The organism is Pseudomonas sp. B20 (assembly GCF_020515755.1).
GTDB classification, from domain to species: Bacteria; Pseudomonadota; Gammaproteobacteria; order Pseudomonadales; family Pseudomonadaceae; genus Aquipseudomonas; species Aquipseudomonas syringae.
In genome coordinates, this window is the sequence record NZ_JAHPJG010000006.1 from 1 (window position 1) to 20,643 (window position 20,643).

General features: G+C 59.4%; 22 protein-coding genes and 1 pseudogene. 18 read left to right on the forward strand and 5 right to left on the reverse strand.

Going from position 1 to position 20,643, the window contains the following annotated elements; all coding sequences use genetic code 11:
- The 3 genes and pseudogenes from LIX91_RS07985 to LIX91_RS07995 all read left to right on the forward strand — a co-directional run.
- Positions 1–1,390 (forward strand): annotated as a pseudogene (locus tag LIX91_RS07985) (hypothetical protein); the annotation flags it as partial.
- A complete protein-coding gene (locus tag LIX91_RS07990) occupies positions 1,387–2,070 on the forward strand; it encodes a permease (RefSeq protein ID WP_226488299.1) in 684 nt (227 codons plus the stop codon). The pseudogene LIX91_RS07985 and the gene LIX91_RS07990, both read left to right, overlap by 4 nt.
- Before the next feature lie 199 nt (positions 2,071–2,269).
- A complete protein-coding gene (locus tag LIX91_RS07995) occupies positions 2,270–2,845 on the forward strand; it encodes a GNAT family N-acetyltransferase (protein ID WP_226488300.1) in 576 nt (191 codons plus the stop codon).
- Between the two features lie 70 nt (positions 2,846–2,915).
- Here the strand turns inward: LIX91_RS07995 and LIX91_RS08000 are convergent, their stop codons facing one another.
- Complete coding sequence (locus LIX91_RS08000; RefSeq protein WP_032653745.1) at positions 2,916–4,484, reverse strand: TerC family protein; 1,569 nt, start codon at positions 4,482–4,484, stop codon at positions 2,916–2,918.
- Between the two features lie 647 nt (positions 4,485–5,131).
- On the opposite strand from LIX91_RS08000, the gene LIX91_RS08005 reads away from it, so the two are divergent.
- The 5 genes from LIX91_RS08005 (at position 5,132) to LIX91_RS08025 (ending at position 8,048) form a co-directional block, all read left to right on the forward strand.
- Positions 5,132–5,413 (forward strand): hypothetical protein, encoded by a 282-nt coding sequence (locus LIX91_RS08005; protein ID WP_003424123.1) that lies wholly within the window; start codon positions 5,132–5,134, stop codon positions 5,411–5,413.
- Between the two features lie 153 nt (positions 5,414–5,566).
- Complete coding sequence (locus LIX91_RS08010) at positions 5,567–5,908, forward strand: FKBP-type peptidyl-prolyl cis-trans isomerase (RefSeq protein WP_226488301.1); 342 nt, start codon at positions 5,567–5,569, stop codon at positions 5,906–5,908.
- Between the two features lie 129 nt (positions 5,909–6,037).
- Positions 6,038–6,265, forward strand: a complete 228-nt coding sequence (locus LIX91_RS08015; protein WP_003317903.1) for a hypothetical protein — start codon at positions 6,038–6,040, stop codon at positions 6,263–6,265.
- 50 nt (positions 6,266–6,315) lie between these two features.
- Complete coding sequence (locus tag LIX91_RS08020) at positions 6,316–7,020, forward strand: YoaK family protein (RefSeq protein ID WP_100071974.1); 705 nt, start codon at positions 6,316–6,318, stop codon at positions 7,018–7,020.
- 65 nt (positions 7,021–7,085) lie between these two features.
- A complete protein-coding gene (locus LIX91_RS08025; protein ID WP_226488302.1) occupies positions 7,086–8,048 on the forward strand; it encodes a class I SAM-dependent methyltransferase in 963 nt (320 codons plus the stop codon).
- A gap of 45 nt (positions 8,049–8,093) precedes the next feature.
- Here the strand turns inward: LIX91_RS08025 and LIX91_RS08030 are convergent, their stop codons facing one another.
- A complete protein-coding gene (locus LIX91_RS08030; RefSeq protein WP_226488303.1) occupies positions 8,094–8,933 on the reverse strand; it encodes an IclR family transcriptional regulator in 840 nt (279 codons plus the stop codon).
- Between the two features lie 241 nt (positions 8,934–9,174).
- On the opposite strand from LIX91_RS08030, the gene LIX91_RS08035 reads away from it, so the two are divergent.
- From LIX91_RS08035 to moaA, 9 genes are all read left to right on the forward strand, one after another.
- Positions 9,175–10,203, forward strand: coding sequence for an ABC transporter ATP-binding protein (locus tag LIX91_RS08035; RefSeq protein WP_004412731.1), 1,029 nt, complete (start codon positions 9,175–9,177; stop codon positions 10,201–10,203).
- On the forward strand, positions 10,200–11,072 hold the full coding sequence (locus tag LIX91_RS08040) for an ABC transporter permease (protein ID WP_003317898.1): 873 nt from the start codon (positions 10,200–10,202) through the stop codon (positions 11,070–11,072). The genes LIX91_RS08035 and LIX91_RS08040 overlap by 4 nt, the downstream gene beginning before the upstream one ends.
- Before the next feature lie 3 nt (positions 11,073–11,075).
- Positions 11,076–11,870 carry an ABC transporter permease gene (locus LIX91_RS08045; protein ID WP_226488304.1) on the forward strand — a complete coding sequence of 265 codons (795 nt, stop codon included), beginning with the start codon at positions 11,076–11,078 and terminating at the stop codon, positions 11,868–11,870.
- A gap of 17 nt (positions 11,871–11,887) precedes the next feature.
- Positions 11,888–12,178, forward strand: a complete 291-nt coding sequence (locus LIX91_RS08050; RefSeq protein ID WP_032698427.1) for a (2Fe-2S)-binding protein — start codon at positions 11,888–11,890, stop codon at positions 12,176–12,178.
- Positions 12,175–13,566 carry an NAD(P)/FAD-dependent oxidoreductase gene (locus tag LIX91_RS08055; RefSeq protein ID WP_226488305.1) on the forward strand — a complete coding sequence of 464 codons (1,392 nt, stop codon included), beginning with the start codon at positions 12,175–12,177 and terminating at the stop codon, positions 13,564–13,566. The genes LIX91_RS08050 and LIX91_RS08055 overlap by 4 nt, the downstream gene beginning before the upstream one ends.
- Positions 13,563–14,747, forward strand: coding sequence for an NAD(P)/FAD-dependent oxidoreductase (locus LIX91_RS08060; protein ID WP_226488306.1), 1,185 nt, complete (start codon positions 13,563–13,565; stop codon positions 14,745–14,747). Before LIX91_RS08055 ends, LIX91_RS08060 begins: the two co-directional genes overlap by 4 nt.
- Positions 14,744–15,796 carry an ABC transporter substrate-binding protein gene (locus LIX91_RS08065; RefSeq protein ID WP_226488307.1) on the forward strand — a complete coding sequence of 351 codons (1,053 nt, stop codon included), beginning with the start codon at positions 14,744–14,746 and terminating at the stop codon, positions 15,794–15,796. The genes LIX91_RS08060 and LIX91_RS08065 overlap by 4 nt, the downstream gene beginning before the upstream one ends.
- Before the next feature lie 149 nt (positions 15,797–15,945).
- Positions 15,946–17,292 (forward strand): cation:proton antiporter, encoded by a 1,347-nt coding sequence (locus LIX91_RS08070; RefSeq protein WP_004412720.1) that lies wholly within the window; start codon positions 15,946–15,948, stop codon positions 17,290–17,292.
- Positions 17,293–17,557: 265 nt separating this feature from the next.
- A complete protein-coding gene (gene moaA / locus LIX91_RS08075) occupies positions 17,558–18,556 on the forward strand; it encodes a GTP 3',8-cyclase MoaA (protein ID WP_003317890.1) in 999 nt (332 codons plus the stop codon).
- Between the two features lie 39 nt (positions 18,557–18,595).
- Here the strand turns inward: moaA and LIX91_RS08080 are convergent, their stop codons facing one another.
- The 3 genes from LIX91_RS08080 to LIX91_RS08090 all read right to left on the reverse strand — a co-directional run bounded on the left by LIX91_RS08080 (position 18,596) and on the right by LIX91_RS08090 (position 20,189).
- The gene (locus LIX91_RS08080; RefSeq protein ID WP_003407549.1) at positions 18,596–19,129 is read right to left on the reverse strand and encodes a DUF3833 domain-containing protein; all 534 of its coding nucleotides are present in this window, start codon (positions 19,127–19,129) and stop codon (positions 18,596–18,598) included.
- 17 nt (positions 19,130–19,146) lie between these two features.
- Entirely contained in the window at positions 19,147–19,665 is a 519-nt protein-coding gene (locus LIX91_RS08085) for a chalcone isomerase family protein (RefSeq protein ID WP_017278384.1), read from the reverse strand.
- Positions 19,666–19,871: 206 nt separating this feature from the next.
- Complete coding sequence (locus LIX91_RS08090) at positions 19,872–20,189, reverse strand: hypothetical protein (protein WP_226488308.1); 318 nt, start codon at positions 20,187–20,189, stop codon at positions 19,872–19,874.
- A 132-nt stretch (positions 20,190–20,321) separates the two neighbouring features.
- On the opposite strand from LIX91_RS08090, the gene LIX91_RS08095 reads away from it, so the two are divergent.
- A complete protein-coding gene (locus LIX91_RS08095; RefSeq protein ID WP_153221857.1) occupies positions 20,322–20,582 on the forward strand; it encodes a hypothetical protein in 261 nt (86 codons plus the stop codon).
- The last annotated feature ends 61 nt before the right edge of the window (positions 20,583–20,643 follow it).

Below are 20,643 nucleotides of genomic sequence, written 5' to 3' on the forward strand. Positions count from 1 at the left end.
GATACGCCAAGCAGTTGCAGGACGAAATTCGCCTGCACTTCCAGTCCGGCAAAGCCATCGCCAAAGACTGGCTGAGCAGCGCCAGGCGCTGGCTCGATGGACTGGGAGGGATTGCCGGCTCGATCACCTGGGGCGTGATCATGCTCAACTTCATCAACACCGCTTTCACCTATCGCGACCTTACTCGGGACGGAGACGTCAGTGCCAAGGACATCGGCAAGGTGACGTATGGGTTGGGGTATAGCTTTAACTTGTTGATGGCGGTGTTTGTTGAAGCACCGTGGGCGGTTATCAGGGATGCGAAGCCGGCGCTGATTGACGGCAAGAACGTCGGGATTCTGGATCGCTCTGCGGGTTATTGGAGGGCGAAGGGAAATACGGCGTGGAGTGATGCGATACGTGGGTTCAGGGTTTCGATGGTGGCTATGGGTGGGTTTGGGCTGGCGGCGGTTACGCTTGAACTATTTGATGTCACAAATGATTTTTACGCAGCGAAAACATCAGAGGAAAAAAAGCAATTATTGTAAAGGGCATTTCTATATTCGCAATGGGAGTAGGCTCAACTTTTCAATTGATGGCAGGGTTGTCCCCTGCAAGCACCTTCACAATTGTTGCGATGAGTCCATGGTTCAGTGTGGCGCTGCTCGTAATAGGATCTATATATCTTTTTACTACGCTGGCTTTGAGTTATTTAAAGCAAGACCGTGTGGGCTGGTGGCTACGTAAGTGCTGTTGGTCGAGAACCCTAGACTATCGCTACCCCGAGACTGCGAAAGGCGAGAGTGAAGAAGTACGCGCATTGATGGAAATTCAATTGTCTCCACAGATTCATGTTAAAAGCACCGTGCATTATGAGAGTCGTTATCTTGGCAAAGGCGATTACTACAGCGTAGCGGTACAAAATGGCGCTGGAGTACAAGTACGCTTGCCAAAGCTGGTACGCGGGGAGTCCGTGCACTTCAACATCGTCAGCAGCAAGCGACCATGGGGCGTGTTACCTGTAGAAAAAATAGACGACCCACTGCATCAAGCTTTTGTGGACCGTGGGCAATTCAGGAAGGCTGAACAGTTCGGGACGCTTACCAACAATCCAGCTGGCAAGGCGAGTGAAGATTTCACCTATCCTCTCATGCCACCTGAAAATGAAGACCTCATCTGGGAAACCTGGGTGCCGCTCGACAAGGACGCAACATATCTTGAGCTGCAAATCTGGTACCCGGCCAATCTGATCAATCCTGGCGAGGACGATAGAAGCTATCTGTTTCAGATGGAGCTTGGCACAAGAGGCGATACTGCTATTGATGGTTTGGCTGCTGTGGAGCTTGAAGTGAAGGCATCAAGCAGGATTGGCACACTGACTCTGGAAGTAGCAGAGGGTACACCTGTATGAATCAGCAAGAAAAAGCCTTGTACCTGCCAAAAAGTAAAGACGTTCTGAACTGGAAGATCAAAACATTTGCGAGATCGCCTAGAGAAATGATGATAACGCAGTCCATATTCATTGCGATCTACATGATAGGCAGCACACTTTACATGTGGGGAGGCTGGATAATGTTTTCAGACAGCCTCTACTCATTAGTGGGCGCGATACTCGCGCTTGCCGGAATTCTTGCTTATTACCTATGCCTCCTCATCCGCCAAAAAACCATCTACAACTACACCATCAAAACCGACAGAGCCCACCTTGAGTACTACCTCCACTACCCCGACTTCGCCTCTTCCTTTTTCAAAGGCATCGCCATCTCCGTGATCATGCTGTTCGTATTCGTAGCCATACTCACCGGATCACTGCTCTTCCTGATCGGCCCCGTGGCCATGGCCTTTATCGCAGCCATCAAGCTACTCAACTGGGAAAACCCCATCCACCACGAACAAAGCCTGCCATGGGGCGAGTACAACTTCGTCACTGTCGACCGCAAACGCTTGATGATCATCACGCACCGCACGGACGTCACACTCGGCTTCGAGGCCCGCTTCCAGCACGAAGTACTGTTCAACAAGTACCTGAGCTTTCTCCACACCGTGCTCCCCTCCACGGCCGAGTTCACCGAAAAAGCCTGGAAGTGGTAGCACACCCAAGCTAGGCTCTGTACGAAAAGTCGGCGAGCGAAGGTCAGGCGAGGCAAAAACAGGCGAGGAAGCGGAGTCTACTTGTTGTAAATGAGCATTCCGAGCCTGTTTTTAACGAAGCATCACCGAGCGCAGCCACTTTTCGTACAGAGCCTAACGTAAACGCCGGACTTCAAGCCCCACCCACCAAGGCCTCACCATGATCCAGATCCGCCCCATGACACCGGAAGATTTCGAGCGCTTCTGGCCCACCTTTCAAGCTGTCGTCATCGCTCAGGAAACCTACGCCTACGACCCTGCCCTCACCCAGGAGCAGGCTCGCGATCTGTGGATGAAGGCGCCGCTGCATACGCTGATTGCCGAGGAAGATGGCCAGCTGTTGGGCAGCTATTACCTGAAGGCCAATGCGGCAGGCCCGGGCAATCATGTGTGCAACTGTGGCTATATGGTGACGAACGCGGCGCGGGGTCGTGGTGTGGCGCGGTTGATGTGCGAGCATTCGCAGCAACTGGCGCGCGACAGCGGGTTCCTGGCGATGCAGTTCAATTCGGTGGTCGCCAGCAATGAGGTGGCGGTCGGGTTGTGGAGCAAGCTGGGTTTCGAGACGGTCGGGCGGTTGCCCAAGGCCTATCGCCATGCCCGATTGGGCCTGGTGGATTGTCTGGTGATGTTCAAGTGGCTGGCTGATGAGCCGGTGGCCAAAGAGCCTGCGCAGCCCAAGCTGATCGGCCGCAAGAATATCGAATCCGTGGTGTCGCGTCCGCGTCGAAAATAAGCGTGACGCACACATGAAGACGGGGCCTGCTCAGCATGAGCAGGCTCCGTTTTGCATTACAGCTCGGTGCTTATTTGCCAGCCCCCATGTCGGGCTGCTTCTGCAGCAACACCCGAGTCACTCGGCGCTCTTCCACGCCGACGACGTGCAGGTTCCAGCCCTGCCAGCTGAGGCTGTCGCCGGTAGACGGCAGGCGATCCAGCAGGCTCATGACCAGTCCGGCGAGGGTCTGATAATCCTCGGTCGCCTTGGCCTGAAAGCCGGTGCGCTCGCGAATCAGGCTCAGGTTCAAGGCACCCGATACCACGAAGTCCTCGCCCTGCTCGACGATGTCCGGGCCTTCCACTTCACTGGCGTCAGGCAGCTGGCCAGCGATGGACTCGAGAATGTCGGTCATGCTCAACACGCCGATGAAGTCACCAAACTCGTTGACCACAAAGGCGATGTGCGTCGATTCCTTGCGCATCTGCTCCAGGGCATTGAGGATGGTGAAGCTTTCCAGCAGGTTGATTGCCTTGCGCGACATCAGTTTCAAGTCGGGCTCGTTGCCGGACAACAGCTCCTTGAACAGCTCTTTCTTGTGCACGAAGCCCAGCGGCTCATCGATACCGCGCTCGCCAATCAGCGGCAGACGCGAGTAGGACGAGTGCATCAGTTTCAGACGGATCTTCTCGGCGCTATCGTTCAGGTCGATACAGTCGACTTCCGCCCTCGGCGTCATCACCGTGCGAATCGGCCGCTCTGCCAGCTGCAGTACGCCGCTGATCATCACGCGCTCACGACGGTCGAACACCGGCTCGCTGCTTTCACCATCCAGCATGTCGGTGATTTCCTCATCGACGTCACCAGACTCCAGCTTGCGACCGCCCAGCAGGCGCATCACAGCGTGGGCTGCCCGCTCGCGGCGCGGCAGGTGGCCATGAGCCGACTTCTTGCTGCGCTTGCGGGCGATCTGGTTGAACACCTCGATGAGGATCGAGAAGCCGATGGCCGCATACAGATAGCCCTTGGGAATATGGAAACCCAAGCCTTCGGCGGTCAGGCTGAAACCGATCATCATCAGGAAGCCCAGACACAGCATGATCACCGTCGGGCGGCTGTTGACGAATTTGGTCAGCGGCTTGCTGGCAATCATCATCAGGCCAATGGAGAAGATCACCGCGATCATCATCACCGACAGGTGCTCGACCATGCCGACGGCGGTAATCACCGCATCCAGCGAGAACACGGCGTCCAGTACGACGATCTGCGCAACGATAGGCCAGAACAACGCATAGCCCGCATTACCGGCGCGCTGGGCGACATGCCCTTCCAGGCGCTCGTGCAGTTCCATGGTGGCCTTGAACAGCAGGAACACACCACCAAACAGCATGATCAGGTCGCGACCGGAGAACGTCTTGCCGAATATTTCGAACAACGGCTCGGTCAGCGTCACCATCCACGAGATGCTCGCCAGCAGGCCAAGGCGCATGATCAACGCCAGCGACAGGCCGATGACGCGCGCCTTGTCACGTTGTTCAGGGGGCAGTTTGTCGGCCAGGATGGCGATGAACACCAGGTTGTCGATGCCCAGCACCAGTTCCAGCACGATAAGGGTCAGCAGGCCAAGCCATGCCGTGGGATCAGCGATCCATTCCATGGTTTATGCAGCCTCACGATAAAAATGGCAGGGATTGGTATGGGTCACTGTAGACCAGACACCATGGCTGAACGTCAGGCATGGCGTTGCAGCGTCAGGACGCGAAGGTCTGCCGTAATCCATGCAGTGCAAGAGGTTAAGTAGAGAGACGTTCGAATGAAGCGGTCTGCTCGGTAACAGTGAAATCACCGGCCAGCCATAAGCGATGGGAGGAGGACAACTCGGAGGCTCCTGGAGGGTATTCATACAGTCCTGAAAATCAATACGGGCGCTGATCGTACAATACACTTAGATGTTTCGTACGTTGAGAAAGTATTACAAGACTTGACCACGGAGCATGCTGCTTGCTGAGCAGCAAATGAGCACAGGGCGACGTTTTGTCACACCTCCAGGCACTACCAGTTGTCTGACAACCGAATGGCGCGGGTAGATGCGACCCTTCATTTGTTTTAAAATGTTTCCATAACGTCAGGCACGCGCAGTGCTTCCCGCGATCCGTTTCAACGTCGCCCTTCACTGCTCGCCTGAACAGAATCATAAAAAGAAAGCCCGTCATAGACGGGCTTTTTTCGTTTTCAGCTTTTGCATCCGATGCCCTCGACGGCATCCCGGTAACCCGTTTTCTCAACCTTTGAGGTGATTTACCCATGCTGCGCATCGTTGTTGTTCATTTGTTCCAGTGGCTCAAGCGTCTGTCGTCCGCGCTGTTCTTCCGCAGCGCAGAGGACAACTATTCGCGCAGTTTCACACGGGAAGACGATGACGAAGGCCGCTGGACCTTTGTCTCGATCGTCATCGTTCTGACCCTCAGCCTTTATTGCCTGGCGGGCCTGGGTTACTACGCCAAGACCAATATCTGGGACGGCTTCACTCAGGAGCAGAAAGAGAACATCGCGCAGGCCATGGTGGTCAGCTCGCAGAATCTCTGACAGTTACTGGGGTTCGACTAAACGGGGGAAGCGAAAGCTTCCCCCGTTTTCGTTTCACCGGTTTGTCATGAGGCGGCTTGTCATGAGGCGGCTTTTCTGCGAGAAAGCCCGCTCGCGCCAATGACAGAGCGCGCTGCAACCGGAAGCATCGCAATGAGCAAAGAATTACAGATTACCGATCTGCACCTCGGCGAGGGCAAGGCAGCGGTAAAGGGTGCACTGATCACCACGCATTACACCGGAACCCTTGAAGACGGGACTGTGTTTGATTCCTCCCACGAGCGTGGCAAGCCGTTTCAGTGCGTGATCGGCACTGGTCGCGTCATCAAGGGCTGGGACCAGGGCCTGATGGGCATGAAAGTCGGCGGCAAGCGTCAATTGTTCGTCCCCGCCCACATGGCCTACGGCGACAGAAGCATGGGCGCGCACATCAAGCCCGGAGCCGATCTGACGTTCGAAATCGAACTGCTGGAAGTGCTGACCCGCGACGATTGAGCAGCTTGCCTTGCAGATCAGCCTGAATCGGCCGATACCCTGACTCACAGGCACACGCCTGATTGCTTGTTATCGCAGAAAAAGCCATGCTCCGGGTATGGAATTCAAGGTCTTGGCACAGGAACACGTATGGCGCTCAATAAGTCGACTCAGGAGCTGAAGCGACACCTGAAAGGGACAGCAACCAACCTGGAAAACACGGCGGAAGAAATTCTCAAACTCGCCTCGCAGATGAACGATGTGGATGTCACCGCAGTGCTGCAGATGGTCAACCGTCTTTACAGCGATGCCGACCAGCTCAAAGCCTATGCTGATGAGGTCAAGGCCAAGCGGATCGTGCGCGCCAAGCCGCTGTAAATCGCTGCACCCAAGTTCAGACGCGCTTTCTTCGGTCCAGAGGACCTTCGATGCTGCCACAGCCCGCCACTTCCAGCGTCAGCCCAAGGCATCTGAGCCTGCAGAAATGGCGTGGCCGGGTCGGTATGGGGCTGGTTGCGAGCCTGTCGGTTCTGGCCGGCATGACCGATGCCATTGGCTTCATGGCGACCGGCGATTTCGTTTCGTTCATGAGCGGCAACACCACCCGGCTTGCAGTCGCAATCAGTGATGGCGACCTGAGCGTGACGGTGCGTCTGACCCTCGCAATCCTTGCTTTCATTGCCGGCAATGCGCTGGGCGTGGTGGTTGCGCGCCTTGGCGGGCGACGTGCCCTGCCCTTGCTGCTGGGCATCGCCACGCTGCTGTGTGCGGCCGCCGCATGGCCACTGGAAAGCAACATGCTCGCACTGATCTGGGCGATTCTGGCAATGGGCATGCTCAACGCCGCCGTCGAGCAGGTCAACGGGCTGCCGGTCGGCCTGACTTACGTGACCGGTGCGCTGTCGCGTTTCGGTCGTGGCCTGGGGCGCTGGATGCTGGGGGAACGCCGGGACGGCTGGCGCGTGCAACTGGTCCCCTGGGTCGGCATGTTCATCGGCGCCGTGATAGGCGCGCTACTCGAGCACCGCCTGGGGCTCAACGCCCTGTTGATCAGCGGCAGCCTGTCGGCGTTGCTGGGACTGGTTTCGCTGAAAATCCCGCACCGCTGGCAACGTCAATACATGCCACGCTGAACCCTGCGATGCCCATCTGCTGAAATACGTTTACCATACGCCGCTTTTCCTGACCGATCTGCGCCATGACCCCTGAAGCACTCGCGATTCTGCAACAGCACCTGATCGACGCGTTGAACAACGTCCCGAATGAAACCCGCCGCCTGTTTCACGGCCGTGGTCGTGTGTGGCCAGGGCTGGAGCACATCACTGTCGACTGGATGCAGGGCGTGGTGCTGGTCTCGGTGTTCAAGGAGCCTCTCGAGTCCGAGCTGGCAGCATTGACGCACCTGTTGCACGCGTTGACCGACACGCCCCAGTGGCAGCAGAGCCAGGCTCACACCCTGCTGCTGCAACACCGCTATCTGCCACAGAGCACCACGCAATGGCTGACCGGCGATGTCGTGGATGAATGGGTGATCACCGAAAACGGCCTGCGCTACAAAGTCGATTTCGGCAAAAAGCAGAACAGCGGCCTGTTTCTGGACATGCGCTATGGCCGTGAATGGGTGCAGGCTCAGGCCAAGGGCAAGCGCATCCTCAATCTGTTCGCCTATACCTGCGGCTTCTCGGTCGCCGCCCTGGCCGGGGGTGCCGACCACGTCGTGAATCTGGACATGGCCCGCGCTGCATTGAATCGCGGTCGCGAGAATCATCGCCTCAACGATCAGGACCTCAGCCGCGTGACCTTTCTGGGCCATGACCTGTTCAAGTCCTGGGCCAAGGTCACCCGCTGCGGCCCTTATGACCTGATCATCATCGACCCGCCGTCCTTCCAGAAAGGCAGTTTCATGCTCGACAAGGACTACCAGCGTGTCCTGCGCCGCCTGCCGGAGTTGCTGGACGAGAACGGCTCGGTGCTGGCATGCATGAACGATCCCGCACTGGGACCGGACTTTCTGATTCAGCACACCGCAGTCGAAGCACCTTGCCTGCGCTTCGAACAGCGTCTGGAAAACCCGCCGGAGTTCCCCGACACTCGCGTTGAGGGCGGCTTGAAGGCGCTGGTATTCAAGGCAGAAGGCCTGAGCCGCAGCGGCTGGGCGTAACGAGCCAGGACTGACGGCCGCGTCTAAGCTGAACAGACATGCTGCCTATTCAACCTGCCCAAACACCTGGCTGGGCCGCCGCAGCGACGGGTCGAACGGGTTGATTCTGGCGCTGATGGCTGTGGCTTCGCGCTTGAGCAATTCGACCACGGTCATCAGGCGATCGGGCCCCAGCCGGTCGGAGATGGTCGCCACGCTGAGCGCAGCCACTGCACGACCGCTGCGGTCCAGGATCGGCACTGCCAGCCCGGCCATGCCCGGAAGCGCGCCGGTGTTGCGTCCGGCGTAGCCCTGGCGCCGTACGTTTTCCACCTCCGAACGCAGAAACACCTCGTCGTACAGGTGAAAATCCTTGAGCCGTGGCAGGTTGTAGGCAATGACCGTTTCCCGCTCGTCCTCGGGCAGAAACGCAAGAATCGCCAGACTGCCCTGCCCCACGCCCAAGGCTACACGGCCGCCGATGTCGCCGGTGAACGTGCGGATCGGGTACGGACCTTCGCTGCGGTCCAGACAGATCGCGTCGAAACCGCTGCGTGCCAGCAGAAACAGCGAGTCACCCAATGAGGCGGACAGGCGCAAAAGGCTGGGGCGCACCACGTCACGCAGGTTGCCGGTATTACCCGCCTTGGCGGCCAGGGCGAAGAACTCGATGCTCAACCGGTAACGTTTGCTGAGCAGATCCTGCTCGACCATGCCCTCATCCATCAGGCTGCGCAGCAAGCGGTGTGTGGTGGGTTGCGACAACCCGACCCGCTGGGCGAGTTGCGTGACCCGCTCGCCGCCTTCATCACAATCGCCCAGGCAGCGCAGTACCGCAAACAGACGGGAAACGGCTCCCAAGCCAACTTCAGACTTCTCGCTATTCCGATCAGTGGAATTATCCATGGCAATATCTCTTTATATTTCCACTAAAAGAATTAATTCAAAGAAAAATGTTATTCAGTGAAATTCTCTGTTGAGCCCATCCTAGCCTTCGCCCTACTCTCAGTCCACAGGGGCGATTTGAACAATCATCGGTAGCCGACGCAGAGCGAGCACCAACGTCCACAGAACTGCATGACTTCATTTCGCATCTGCCCATGACAAACGCGTGCTTCGGCGCGCATGCAAAAAGGTGGAAGCAGGCATGGCATTTCTGCAGCTCGAAGGTCTCTCCAAACGCTACGGCTCCATTGACGCGGTGGTTGCCACCAACCTGGCCGTCGACAAGGGCGAATTCGTTTCACTGCTCGGCCCTTCCGGCTGCGGCAAAACCACCACCCTGCAAATGATCGCCGGCTTCGTCGACGTCAGTGACGGACGCATTGTGCTCGACGGGCGCGACATCACCCACGCCAAACCCAGCAGCCGAGGCCTCGGCGTAGTGTTTCAAAGCTATGCGCTGTTTCCGCACATGACCGTGGCCGACAACGTCGCGTTCGGCCTGCGTATGCGCAAGGTGCCTGCCGCCGAGTTGCACCCGCGTGTCAAACGGGTACTGGAACTGGTGCGCCTCGGTCAGCATGCCGAGCGCTACCCGCGCGAGTTGTCCGGTGGTCAGCGCCAACGGGTCGCATTAGCCCGCGCACTGGTAATCGAGCCGCCAGTGCTGCTGCTCGACGAGCCGCTGTCCAACCTGGACGCCAACCTGCGCGAAGAGATGCAGTTCGAGATCCGCCGCATTCAGAACGAAGTCGGCATTACCACACTGATGGTCACCCATGATCAGGCAGAAGCCCTGTCGATCAGCGATCGGGTCGTGGTGATGCAGGCCGGTCGTATCACCCAGATCGACGAGCCTTACAAGCTTTACGAACACCCGCGTACACGCTTCATTTCGGGCTTTGTCGGCAAGGCCAACATGTTGCAGGGTGATCTGGACAGCAGCGGCATTCCGCAGATTCGTCAGGTGCCCGGCGATGGCAGCCTGACCCTCAGCCTGCGTCCCGAGAAGATCGATCTGGTAGCGCCTGGCTGCGGACGACTGTCCGGGCGCATCGTCACCCGTTATTTTCTTGGCAGCCAGTGGCTGTATCGCATCCAGACCGGCATTGGCGAAGTGACGGTAGTACGTCGCAACGACGGCCAGGCGCCGCTGGAACAAGGCGCGGCAGTCGACATGGACTGGCCCACCGAGTTGCTGCGCGTGCTGGATGCCGACGAGGTGCGCGCATGAGCCTGCTGAGCGAAATGCGTCAGGGCGGTCGCGGTTACTGGCTATCAGCACCGGCGCTGGCGTTGTACATCGGCTTGCTGGTGTTACCGCTGGGTCTGACTCTGGTGCTGTCGTTCAACGTGTTCGACTATCAGGTCGGGGTGAAAAGCGACAGCTACACGCTGGCCAACTATATGGCTGTGGTCACCGACTCGTATTTCTATGAAATCTTCCTGCGCACCTTCTGGATCAGTGCGCTGGTCACCCTGCTGTGCGTGCTGATCGGCGTCCCCGAAGCCTACATTCTCAGCCGCATGGGCACGCCGTGGCGCTCGATCTTCCTGATCCTGATTCTCACGCCGCTGCTGATCTCGGTGGTGGTCCGGGCGTTCGGCTGGAGCCTGCTGCTGGGCGCGGACGGTCTGATCAATCAGGTCATCCAGTTCATGGGCGGACGCCCGGTGAAACTGCTGTACACCCCGTTTGCCGTGGTCATTGCGCTGGTCCACGTCATGTTGCCGTTCATGATCATTCCGGTCTGGACCTCGCTGCAGAAGCTCGACCCCACAGCCGAACAGGCCGCGCTGTCGCTGGGCGCCAGCCAGGCGAAAGTCATGCGTCTGATCGTGCTGCCGCAGGTCATGCCCGGCGTGCTGTCCGGCTCGCTGATCGTGTTCGGTCTGGCCGCCAGTTCGTTCGCCATCCCCGGCCTGCTCGGCGGACGACGCCTGAAGATGGTCGCCACGGTGATCTACGACCAGTACCTCTCGGAGCTGAACTGGCCGATGGGCGCGACCCTTGCCGTGGCGCTGCTGCTGGTCAACCTGCTGGTCATGCTGTCCTGGAACCGCATGATCGAAGGCCGTTACAAAAAAACTCTGGGGGAATGATCCATGTCCAAGAACGGTCCGTTGGCCCTCTCGTTTCATGCGCTGGTAGTGATCTTCATGATGGCCCCGCTGGTGGTGGTGTGCCTGGTGGCGTTCACCCCGGAAAACACCCTTAGCCTGCCCACCACCCACTTCTCGCTGCGCTGGTTCAAGGCCGTTTTCGAGCGCGCCGACTTTATCGATTCCTTCTACAACAGCCTGATACTGGCGTTCGTATCGGCGACGCTGGCCACCCTGATCGCGGTACCCGCCGCTCTGGCGATCACCCGCCATACATTCCCGGGCCGCAATTTTTTCAACGCGCTGTTTCTGTCGCCAATCATCATTCCGCACCTGGTACTGGGGGTGGCGATGCTGCGCCTGTTTGCGCTGATGGGCGTGAACGGCAGCTTCACCTGGCTGATCTTCGCCCATGTGCTGGTCATCACGCCTTACGTACTGCGCCTGGTACTGGCGGCGACAATCGGCATCGACCGCAGCGCCGAGCACGCCGCCGAGTCTCTGGGGGCCGACCGTTTCACGCTGTTTCGACAGATCACCCTGCCAATGATCCTGCCCGGCGTGGCAGGCGGCTGGTTACTGGCGTTCATCAACAGTTTCGATGAAGTCACGCTGTCGATCTTCGTCACCTCGCCCGCGACCCAGACCCTGCCGGTGCGCATGTATGTCTACGCCACCGAATCCATCGACCCGATGATGGCCGCCGTATCGGCACTGGTCATCGCCCTCACCGCCGCCACCATGATCCTGCTCGACCGGGTCTACGGGCTGGATCGCGTGCTGGTCGGCAAACACTAACCCGGAGCTTTCACGTTATGGCATTGCTGAAACGACTGACCGAACATGACCGCCCGGTTCTGCCTTTTACCCTTGACGGCCAACCGGCCAGCGGTCTGTTGGGCGACACCTTGCTGACCGCGGTATTGACCGCCAGCGAGCACTTGCGCGGCAGTGACTTCAGTGCCGAGCCTCGCGCCGGTTTCTGCATGATGGGCGCCTGCCAGGACTGCTGGGTCAGGCTGGGTGACGGCCAGCGCGTACGTGCCTGTTCGACACTGCTCGAGGCTGGTCATGAGGTGATTCGTGAACCGGGGCGCTGCGTATGAGCGATCAGGCCATTGCCATTGTTGGCGCAGGACCGGCCGGCATTCGTGCCGCCCAGACGCTACTGGCCCACGGCGTCAAGGCCTGCCTGATCGATGAAGGGCTGCGCGGCGGCGGCCAGGTCTACCGTCGCCAGCCGGACAACTTCCAGCGCTCGGCCAAGGCGCTCTACGGTTTTGAAAGCGCCAAGGCGGTCGCGGTGCACGACGCGCTCGACACGCTGGCAGCGCATATCGACTACCGGCCGCAGACGCTGGTCTGGAATGCCGAAGATCATCAACTCGATACCCTGCAAAACGGTACCGCCGCCACCGTCGATTTCAGCCACCTGATCGTCGCCACCGGTGCCACGGATCGCATTCTGCCGGTGCCCGGCTGGACCCTGCCCGGCGTGTACAGCCTCGGCGCAGCGCAGGTCGCGCTCAAATACCAGGGCTGCGCGATCGGCCAGCGCGTGGTGTTTTGTGGCAGCGGCCCGTTGCTGTATCTGGTCGCCTATCAGTACGCCAAGGCTGGCGCAAAAGTGCTGGCGGTGCTCGACAGCGCGCCGTTTTCAGCGCAATGCAAGGCACTGCCGGCGCTGCTGGGTCAACCGACAACGCTGGCCAAGGGCATGTATTACCGCGCGTGGCTGAGCGCACATGGTATTCCGGTGCATCAAGGTGCGCAGTTGACACGCATCGACGGGGAAAAACGCGTAGACGGCATTCAATGGCAACGTAACGGCAAATCGGGCCACCTGGCCTGTGACGCGGTCGCCTTTGCCCATGCGCTGCGCAGCGAGACACAACTGGCCGACCTGCTGGGCTGTGAATTCGCTTGGAGCGCGCTCAACCGGGCGTGGCTGCCGACCCGCGATGAGTGTGGACGCAGCAGCGTGTCAGGTATCTATCTGGCGGGCGACGGCGCTGGAATCATGGGCGCAGACGCTGCGGAAATGGCCGGAGAACTGGCCGCGCTCGGGCTGCTGCAAGACATCGGTGTGGTCGCAGACACCGCCCGTATCGACACACTTAAAACTGCCTTGCTACGCATCGAACGCTTCCGCCACGGGCTGGAAACCGCGTTTCCGTTCCCTGAGGACTGGGCCGCCACTGTGGCGGATGACACGCTGGTGTGCCGCTGCGAAGAAGTCTCTGCAGGTGAGATTCGCAGTGCCGTGCAGGATGGTCATTGGGAGATCAACCGGGTCAAGGCCATGTGCCGGGTCGGTATGGGTCGCTGTCAGGGTCGGATGTGTGGCCTGGCCGCGGCCGAGATCATCGCCCGCGAGAGTGGCCGGCCCGTCGAGCACGTCGGCCGCCTGCGCGGCCAGGCACCGATCAAGCCGCTGCCCTTCGGTCTGGGGATGCAGCCCATGGAGAAGCAATCGGTGGAGACGCAACCATGAGCACACTGATTGAAACCGATGCGATTGTCATCGGCGGCGGCATTGTCGGCGCCTCGGCAGCCTTGACCCTCGCCCTGAAGGGCAAGCGGGTCGCCTTGCTGGAACGCGATTTTTGCGGATCGCACTCCAGCGGCGTCAATTATGGCGGCGTGCGGCGTCAGGGCCGTCCGCTGTCGCAGTTACCCTTGTCGCAACGGGCGCATCAGATGTGGGGCAACCTGCGTGAGCTGATCGGCATCGACGGCGAGTACCAGCGCTCGGGCCATCTCAAACTGGCGCGCAGCGAACAGGACATGAATGCCTTGCGCGCCTATGCCGAAGCCAGCCAGGGATTCGGCCTGGATTTGCAACTGCTTGATCGCGATCAGCTGCGCGCGCGTTATCCCTGGGCCGGCGATGTCGCCGTCGGTGCATCGCTGTGCGCTGACGACGGGCACGCCAATCCACGTCTGGTGTCGCCGGCCTTCGCCCGCGCTGCGCGTCGGGCTGGCGCACAGGTGTTCGAGCAGGCGCCGGTCAGCGACGTCAGCCACGACGGCAACGTGTTCGTCGTCACCACCGCCAGCGGCCTGACACTGCGCGCCACCTGGCTGCTCAACTGCGCTGGGGCGTGGGCCGCAGCGCTGGCAGTACAATTCAACGAACCGGTGCCGATGTATTCAGGGCACCCGGCAATGCTGGTGACAGAACCGTTGCCGATGTTCATGGACGTCAGCACCGGTGTCGAAGGCGGCGGCATTTATGCCCGGCAAGTGGCACGTGGTAATTGCGTGCTGGGCGGCGGACAAGGCTTTGCCCTCGACCCGGCACGCGCCAGACCGGGACAGGCGGCGGTGCTGGATATCCTGCGCAACGCCGTCGAACTCTACCCGCCACTCGCCGGCGCCCAGGCCATTCGCACCTGGAGCGGCACCGAAGGCTATTTGCCGGATCGCGAGCCGGTGCTGGGCCCGAGCCTGACTCGTCCGGGCCTGCTGCACGGCTTCGGCTTTGCCGGGGCGGGCTTTCAGATCGGTCCGGCAGCGGGTGAAGCACTGGCCGAATGGGTCTGCGACGGCGCCTCACGGATCTCGCTCGATGCCTTTTCCATCAACCGCTTTCAGCAAATTGCTCTGCAACCCCCTGCCATCGAACCTGTTACGAACGTCATCCCATTGCACAGAGGAAGGTCGTCCCTATGAAAAGCACCAAACGTCTCGCCCTCACCGGGCTGTCCTGCGTGCCGCTGGCTGCCGCACTTCTGTCCACGCCTGCCATGGCCGAAACCACGCTGTACCTGGGCATGAACGGCGGGACCATGGAGCGCCTGTATGCCGATCAGGTGCTGCCGGCTTTCGAGAAGGCCAACAACGTCAAGGTGGTGATCGTGCCTGGCACGTCGGCCGATATCCTCGCCAAGGTTCAGGCGAGTAAGGACAACCCGCAGATGCACGTCATGTTTCTCGACGATGGCATCATGTACCGCGCTATTTCCATGGGCCTGTGCGACACGCTGCAACCCAGCGCCAGCCTGGCCGACCTGCCTGCCAAGGCCAAAATCAAGGAACAGGCAGCAGCCGTCAGCCTGGGTGTGACCGGCCTCGCCTACAACACGCGGATGTTCAAGGAACAGGGCTGGAGCGCGCCCACCTCGTGGATGGACCTGGCCGACAAACGTTTCAAGGACAAGGTGGTGTTCCAGTCACTGGCTTCCTCGACCTTCGGCCTGCATGGCTTTCTGATGTTCAACCGTATCCAGGGCGGCAGCGAGAAAGACGTAGAGCCCGGCTTCAAGGCCTGGCCGAAAACCATCGGCCCGAACGTGCTGGAGTACATCGCCAGCTCGGCGAAGATCTCGGAAATGGTCCAGACCGACGAAGCCGCCCTGTTCCCGCTGACGCCCACCCAGGTCACCGCGCTGAAGATCAAGGGCGTACCGGTGGAATACGCATCGCCCAAGGAAGGCGGCGTGGTGTTGAACGTGGCTGAATGTGCGATAGCCAACAACAACCAGCCGGAGCTGGCGCAGAAGCTGGCCGCTTATCTGCTGACGCCGGAAGCACAGGCGCCTGCGTTGGAGTTCGGTGACCAGATTCCGTCGAACCCGAAAACCCCGACCACTGACAAGACACGCAGTCAGGTCGAGGCCATGGAGAAGTACCTGGAAACAGCAGTGACCATCGACTGGGATCAGGTCAATCAGATCCGTCCCGAGTGGAACGCACGCTGGAGCCGCAGCATCGAGCGCTAGAGATCAGCGGCGGCGCCGAAAGGCATCGCCGTGCTTAAAAGACGCATGCTGATTGCCATCCGGCAAATTATTTCAACTTATTACCGTGCAAGGGAGTCCCACCGTTACGCCCTCTTCTTCGGGCGCATTTTGACGGTGGTTCTTTCCCTATGAGTTTTATTGTGTGCATGGGCGTGCTTGGCGTGCTGTTGATGCTATTGGCGCTCACTTCCTCTTACCTGCGCTGGATGCCAGTGACCACATCGGCCGTGTGCCTGGCGTTCGGCTTCGGCATCGGCCCGATGGGCCTGGATATCGTCGATCTGGATTTCGAGAAGTCCTACGAGTGGCTGGAACGCCTGACCGAAGTGGCGGTGCTGTTTTCGCTGTTCGGTACGGGCATCAAGTTGCGCCTGCCCTTGCGCGGCAAAGCCTGGCACTCAGCCTATTGGCTGGCCGGCCCGGTAATGCTGGCGACCATCGCTGGCGTGACCGTCGCGGGGCACTACATCATTGGCCTGGACTGGGGCGTGTCGTTGTTGCTCGGCGCGATGCTGTCGCCAACCGACCCGGTGCTGGCCGGTATGGTCCAGGTCAACAACGCCCAGGATCAGGACCGCCTGCGCTTCGGCTTGTCCGGCGAAGCGGGCCTCAACGACGGAACCGCGTTTCCATTCGTGATCTTTGCCTTGCTGTACCTGAGTTCCGGGGGCGCGATGAGCGACTGGGTTCAGGGATGGCTGATCAAGGACCTGGTCTGGGCGGTGCCGGCCGGTTTGTTGATTGGTTACGGCATGGGCCGCGGGGTCGGTCATCTGATGATCTTTCTGCGCATCAAGAACGCCGACAGCACCACCTCGCCCAATGACTTTCTGGCGCTGGCACTGATCGCCCTGGCTTATGTATTCGCGCAAAGCGTGGGTGCCTTTGGCTTTCTTTCGGTATTTGCCGCCGGGTTCGGGCTGCGTCAGGCCGAGGTACGTGTCACGCGTTCAGAGCTACCGTCCGAGCATGTCGCGCAACCGGTCCTCGGGCATATGACGTCATCCCTCGAACAGGGCACGGTCGCGCAGGTCGACGACATGAGCGATTCGCAACTGGCTGCCGGCGTGATGATGGGCGATATGCTGGCGTTCGGTAGCCTGGTGGAGCGCGCCATGGAAGTTCTGCTGATCACCCTGCTGGGCGCGGCGCTGGCGATGTACTGGGACTGGCGCGCCATCGGCCTGGGGATCGCGCTGTTTTGCGTGATTCGCCCTGCCAGCGTCTGGTTGCTGGTGAGTCGTCGTCTGCTCAACGTCAGGCAAAAAGCACTGGTTGGCTGGTTCGGCATTCGCGGCATTGGCAGTCTTTATTACCTGTGCTTCGCCTTGTCACATGGTCTTGCACATGACGTCGGCCATGCGGTGATCGGCATGACCCTGTCGGTTGTTGCGTTAAGCATCCTGGTACACGGCATCAGTATCCAGCCTTTGCTGGAGCGTTACGAGCGCAGTACTGCCGCCAGTCCTGACTGAGCAGCCATCAAGGCAAAGCGCCATAGAGCGTGTCGATGAGGGTATTGGAACAAGCAATTGGACTGCGGCATTTCGACTCGGTTAGCGTGGCGCCCATGCAGCCAGTGCAAGCAGCAATGCGTGCAGCTACTATGTAACCCGTGCAAGGCACTTTGCCAGTCTGCAATCGGTCCTGAAATCAGGACACCGCAAATTGGCTGAACCCTTGTCACGCACTGGCCTCCAAATCCGGTAATACAGCCCACTCGATTATTTAGAAGGTGAAATGTCAGAACCCGTCCTGATGGACCGCTTTGCACGTAAAGTCGATTATCTGCGCATGTCGGTCACCGACCGCTGTGATTTTCGCTGCGTGTACTGCATGGCCGAAGAGATGACGTTTCTGCCTCGGCAACAGATTCTGTCGCTGGAGGAGATCCTCCAGGTGGCCGAGCGCTTCGTGGCACTGGGCACGCGCAAGATTCGTCTGACTGGTGGTGAGCCGCTGGTACGTGCAGGCGTAGTGGGGCTTTGCGAGAAGATTGCAGCCCTGCCCGGCCTGCGTGAATTGTGTATGACCACCAACGGTTCGCAGCTGGACAAACTGGCTGCCCCGCTGTTCAAGGCCGGCGTCACACGCCTGAACATCAGCCTGGACAGCCTCGATCCACAGCGTTTCCGCGAGCTGACCCGCACAGGCGATCTGCACAAGGTGATTGCCGGCATTGATGCCGCCAACGCCGCCGGGTTTGTGCACACCAAGCTCAACTGCGTGGTGATGCACGGTCGCAACGATGATGAGATCAACGACCTGCTGGCGTTCGCCATCGATCGCAACCTGGACGTCTCATTCATCGAAGAAATGCCGCTGGGCATCATCAGCGAACACAGCCGCGCCGAATCCTTCTACTCCAGCGATCAGGTGCGCGAACGCATTGCCGAACGTTACACGCTGGTGCCTTCCACTGACTCGACTCAGGGGCCATCGCGCTACTGGCGTCTGGCCGAGGCACCGGGCATTCGCATCGGCTTCATCTCCCCGCACAGCCATAACTTCTGCGGCACCTGCAATCGCGTGCGCATGACCGTCGAAGGTCGCCTGCTGCTGTGCCTGGGCAACGAGCATTCCGTGGATTTGAAGGCGGTATTGCGCGCCAATCCTGGCCAGCCGGAAAAGCTCGAAAAAGCCATCATCGACGCCATGCAGCTCAAGCCGTGGAGCCACAACTTCACCCACGACGATGGCGTGCAGGTGGTGCGCTTCATGAATATGACGGGCGGCTGACAGCCGCCCTGAAGGATGACGCCTCATACGAGGCGTTATTTATTTACCGGCCTTGCGAAAGAACAAGGTGATCTGCCCGACTTCGACACCCAGCTTGGTCATCGACGAACGATTGGCCATGGTCTTCTCGTCGATCAGGTACATCCAGTCATCCAGGCTCACGTCATACTCGGTGCCATCCACCGGCAACCTGAGCACATAGTTCCAGTGGAAGCTGTTGCCTGACACTTCGCCATAGGCCTCGCCAACTACATCACCTGCCGTGCCCTTCCAGCGCCCCGGACCATCTGGACGCAAGCGCCACTCCCGGACCTGTTTGGTGCCATCGCTGTAGCTGAATGCCTCGTGCATGACCAGCACTTCGCCTTCACTGTGCCCGTCGATCACCACAGTGAAGCGCTTGGTGACTTCACCGGAGCGTTTTTGAAACATTCCCCAGGCCTCGACACGCCCAGTGAAGTACTGGCGCAGATCGAGCTTCGGCGCTTCCTGACTGTAACGGGTTACCGGCACGCCACCGCAGCCGCTCAGTACAAGCCCCACACACAGCATCAACATCCACTTTCTCAGCATGCGCCCTCCTTGATGGGTCATGAGCCGGTACTGCCGAGCAACTGCTCGCGAAGTTCGGGGTTACGGGTTTTCGGGTCCAGCCAGATGGAAAAGAAAGCCTTGGCGAACTGGCTGTCAGGCACCACATGCTGGAGCTTGTCGCCCACATAAAACCGCGCTTCGCGGCCCGGCAGGTAGACGCCGGTAATCTTCATGCCCGGCTGGACGTCGACAAATGACTGATTCATCTGCTGGCGCCATTCAGTCAGTTGCTGTTCGGTCACCTTCGAACCGGAAATACGCTTGATCTCATCGATACTGGCATCGACCAGATCTTCCCGGTCAATGTCGCGATGGTAGGTCAGCTCGAGAGCCAGCGGTGCATCCGCGACGAAGGGCTTGGTGGGGCTTAGCAACCTGGCCGTATAGACACGAAAGCCGAACAGGCTCAAATCGCCACCGCCGACGACCTGAGCATTGGGCAATGCCTCACGCCAGTCCGCCGAAGCGCCGGCGCTGAGTAACATCACCAACCATAACCATCGTGGCGCACGCATCGGCAACCTCTGTCTAGGCACTGCCACGACTTCAATGGCAGGCTGGGAATGAGACGAGTCAGATGCACTGACTCACTCCCGGAATCTATACCAGCAAAATCACTTTGTACAACCGATAAGGCCTTAGCCCTCCCGATGCCGAAAAACAAAAAAGCCTGTTCCCGATCGCGGATCGGGAACAGGCTTCAAGACATGCGATGACCTGATCAGGCCACCTGCGAGTGCGTCGGCCGACGAGTCTTCTGCCACTCACCTTTCAACGCCTGCAGTGTGTTCTCCAGGTAGGCACGATCGGCAGCGGCTTTCTTGCCGACATAACCCTGGCCACGACGGAACATCTTCAGGGATGCGCGCAGTTGCGGGTGCGCATCACGAAACTCGTGCTCTTGCGTGAACGGCGACATGGCGTCGACGCGAACTTCACCCGACTCGGCAACCCAGGCGATATGGTTATCCAGCGTGTCTTTGCATGCAGCAAACAGACGAGCCAGTTCATCAATAGTCGGTTGTGTGTTGATATTCATGTTGATGCCCCTTCGCTCATAGACTGTTCAATAATTGATACATCAAGTTCATGCGCCAGAACTTCAGCAACCAACACGATTGAATGTGCGTTGAATACCGTTCCAGCCCTCAAGGACATGCAGGTAGCCTTGATGAAGAGCCGCTACACAGCGGCATCAGCGCAGAGAGAAGAAGTCACGAAACCCAAAGACCCGGCCCAGGATCGGCAATCGATCCGTTACAAGCATCATGAGGACATTTCGCCAGCTTCTCGCCCTTATCGACGACAAATGCCAGTTCAGCTCCATCAATCTGCCTTGTGGGCAGCCTACATCCGGGAACATCTCGACGGCTTGCCGAGCCTGTTCATCACACCTTTTGCAGCGCTCCCGATCGGGGAGACAGCTGCATAATGCAAGGGCAAATGGAGTGCGTCAACGATTATGTAGTGATTATTTTTAGTCACTACATAAT

What these genes read in the sequence shown, in the direction of transcription:
- LIX91_RS07990 (WP_226488299.1), top strand. Translation starts at nt 1,387, where the DNA reads ATGAATCAGCAAGAAAAAGCCTTGTACCTGCCAAAAAGTAAAGACGTT.
- LIX91_RS07995 (WP_226488300.1), top strand. Translation starts at nt 2,270, where the DNA reads ATGATCCAGATCCGCCCCATGACACCGGAAGATTTCGAGCGCTTCTGG.
- LIX91_RS08000 (WP_032653745.1), bottom strand. Translation starts at nt 4,484, where the DNA reads ATGGAATGGATCGCTGATCCCACGGCATGGCTTGGCCTGCTGACCCTT.
- LIX91_RS08005 (WP_003424123.1), top strand. Translation starts at nt 5,132, where the DNA reads ATGCTGCGCATCGTTGTTGTTCATTTGTTCCAGTGGCTCAAGCGTCTG.
- LIX91_RS08010 (WP_226488301.1), top strand. Translation starts at nt 5,567, where the DNA reads ATGAGCAAAGAATTACAGATTACCGATCTGCACCTCGGCGAGGGCAAG.
- LIX91_RS08015 (WP_003317903.1), top strand. Translation starts at nt 6,038, where the DNA reads ATGGCGCTCAATAAGTCGACTCAGGAGCTGAAGCGACACCTGAAAGGG.
- LIX91_RS08020 (WP_100071974.1), top strand. Translation starts at nt 6,316, where the DNA reads ATGCTGCCACAGCCCGCCACTTCCAGCGTCAGCCCAAGGCATCTGAGC.
- LIX91_RS08025 (WP_226488302.1), top strand. Translation starts at nt 7,086, where the DNA reads ATGACCCCTGAAGCACTCGCGATTCTGCAACAGCACCTGATCGACGCG.
- LIX91_RS08030 (WP_226488303.1), bottom strand. Translation starts at nt 8,933, where the DNA reads ATGGATAATTCCACTGATCGGAATAGCGAGAAGTCTGAAGTTGGCTTG.
- LIX91_RS08035 (WP_004412731.1), top strand. Translation starts at nt 9,175, where the DNA reads ATGGCATTTCTGCAGCTCGAAGGTCTCTCCAAACGCTACGGCTCCATT.
- LIX91_RS08040 (WP_003317898.1), top strand. Translation starts at nt 10,200, where the DNA reads ATGAGCCTGCTGAGCGAAATGCGTCAGGGCGGTCGCGGTTACTGGCTA.
- LIX91_RS08045 (WP_226488304.1), top strand. Translation starts at nt 11,076, where the DNA reads ATGTCCAAGAACGGTCCGTTGGCCCTCTCGTTTCATGCGCTGGTAGTG.
- LIX91_RS08050 (WP_032698427.1), top strand. Translation starts at nt 11,888, where the DNA reads ATGGCATTGCTGAAACGACTGACCGAACATGACCGCCCGGTTCTGCCT.
- LIX91_RS08055 (WP_226488305.1), top strand. Translation starts at nt 12,175, where the DNA reads ATGAGCGATCAGGCCATTGCCATTGTTGGCGCAGGACCGGCCGGCATT.
- LIX91_RS08060 (WP_226488306.1), top strand. Translation starts at nt 13,563, where the DNA reads ATGAGCACACTGATTGAAACCGATGCGATTGTCATCGGCGGCGGCATT.
- LIX91_RS08065 (WP_226488307.1), top strand. Translation starts at nt 14,744, where the DNA reads ATGAAAAGCACCAAACGTCTCGCCCTCACCGGGCTGTCCTGCGTGCCG.
- LIX91_RS08070 (WP_004412720.1), top strand. Translation starts at nt 15,946, where the DNA reads ATGAGTTTTATTGTGTGCATGGGCGTGCTTGGCGTGCTGTTGATGCTA.
- moaA (WP_003317890.1), top strand. Translation starts at nt 17,558, where the DNA reads ATGTCAGAACCCGTCCTGATGGACCGCTTTGCACGTAAAGTCGATTAT.
- LIX91_RS08080 (WP_003407549.1), bottom strand. Translation starts at nt 19,129, where the DNA reads ATGCTGAGAAAGTGGATGTTGATGCTGTGTGTGGGGCTTGTACTGAGC.
- LIX91_RS08085 (WP_017278384.1), bottom strand. Translation starts at nt 19,665, where the DNA reads ATGCGTGCGCCACGATGGTTATGGTTGGTGATGTTACTCAGCGCCGGC.
- LIX91_RS08090 (WP_226488308.1), bottom strand. Translation starts at nt 20,189, where the DNA reads ATGAATATCAACACACAACCGACTATTGATGAACTGGCTCGTCTGTTT.
- LIX91_RS08095 (WP_153221857.1), top strand. Translation starts at nt 20,322, where the DNA reads ATGAAGAGCCGCTACACAGCGGCATCAGCGCAGAGAGAAGAAGTCACG.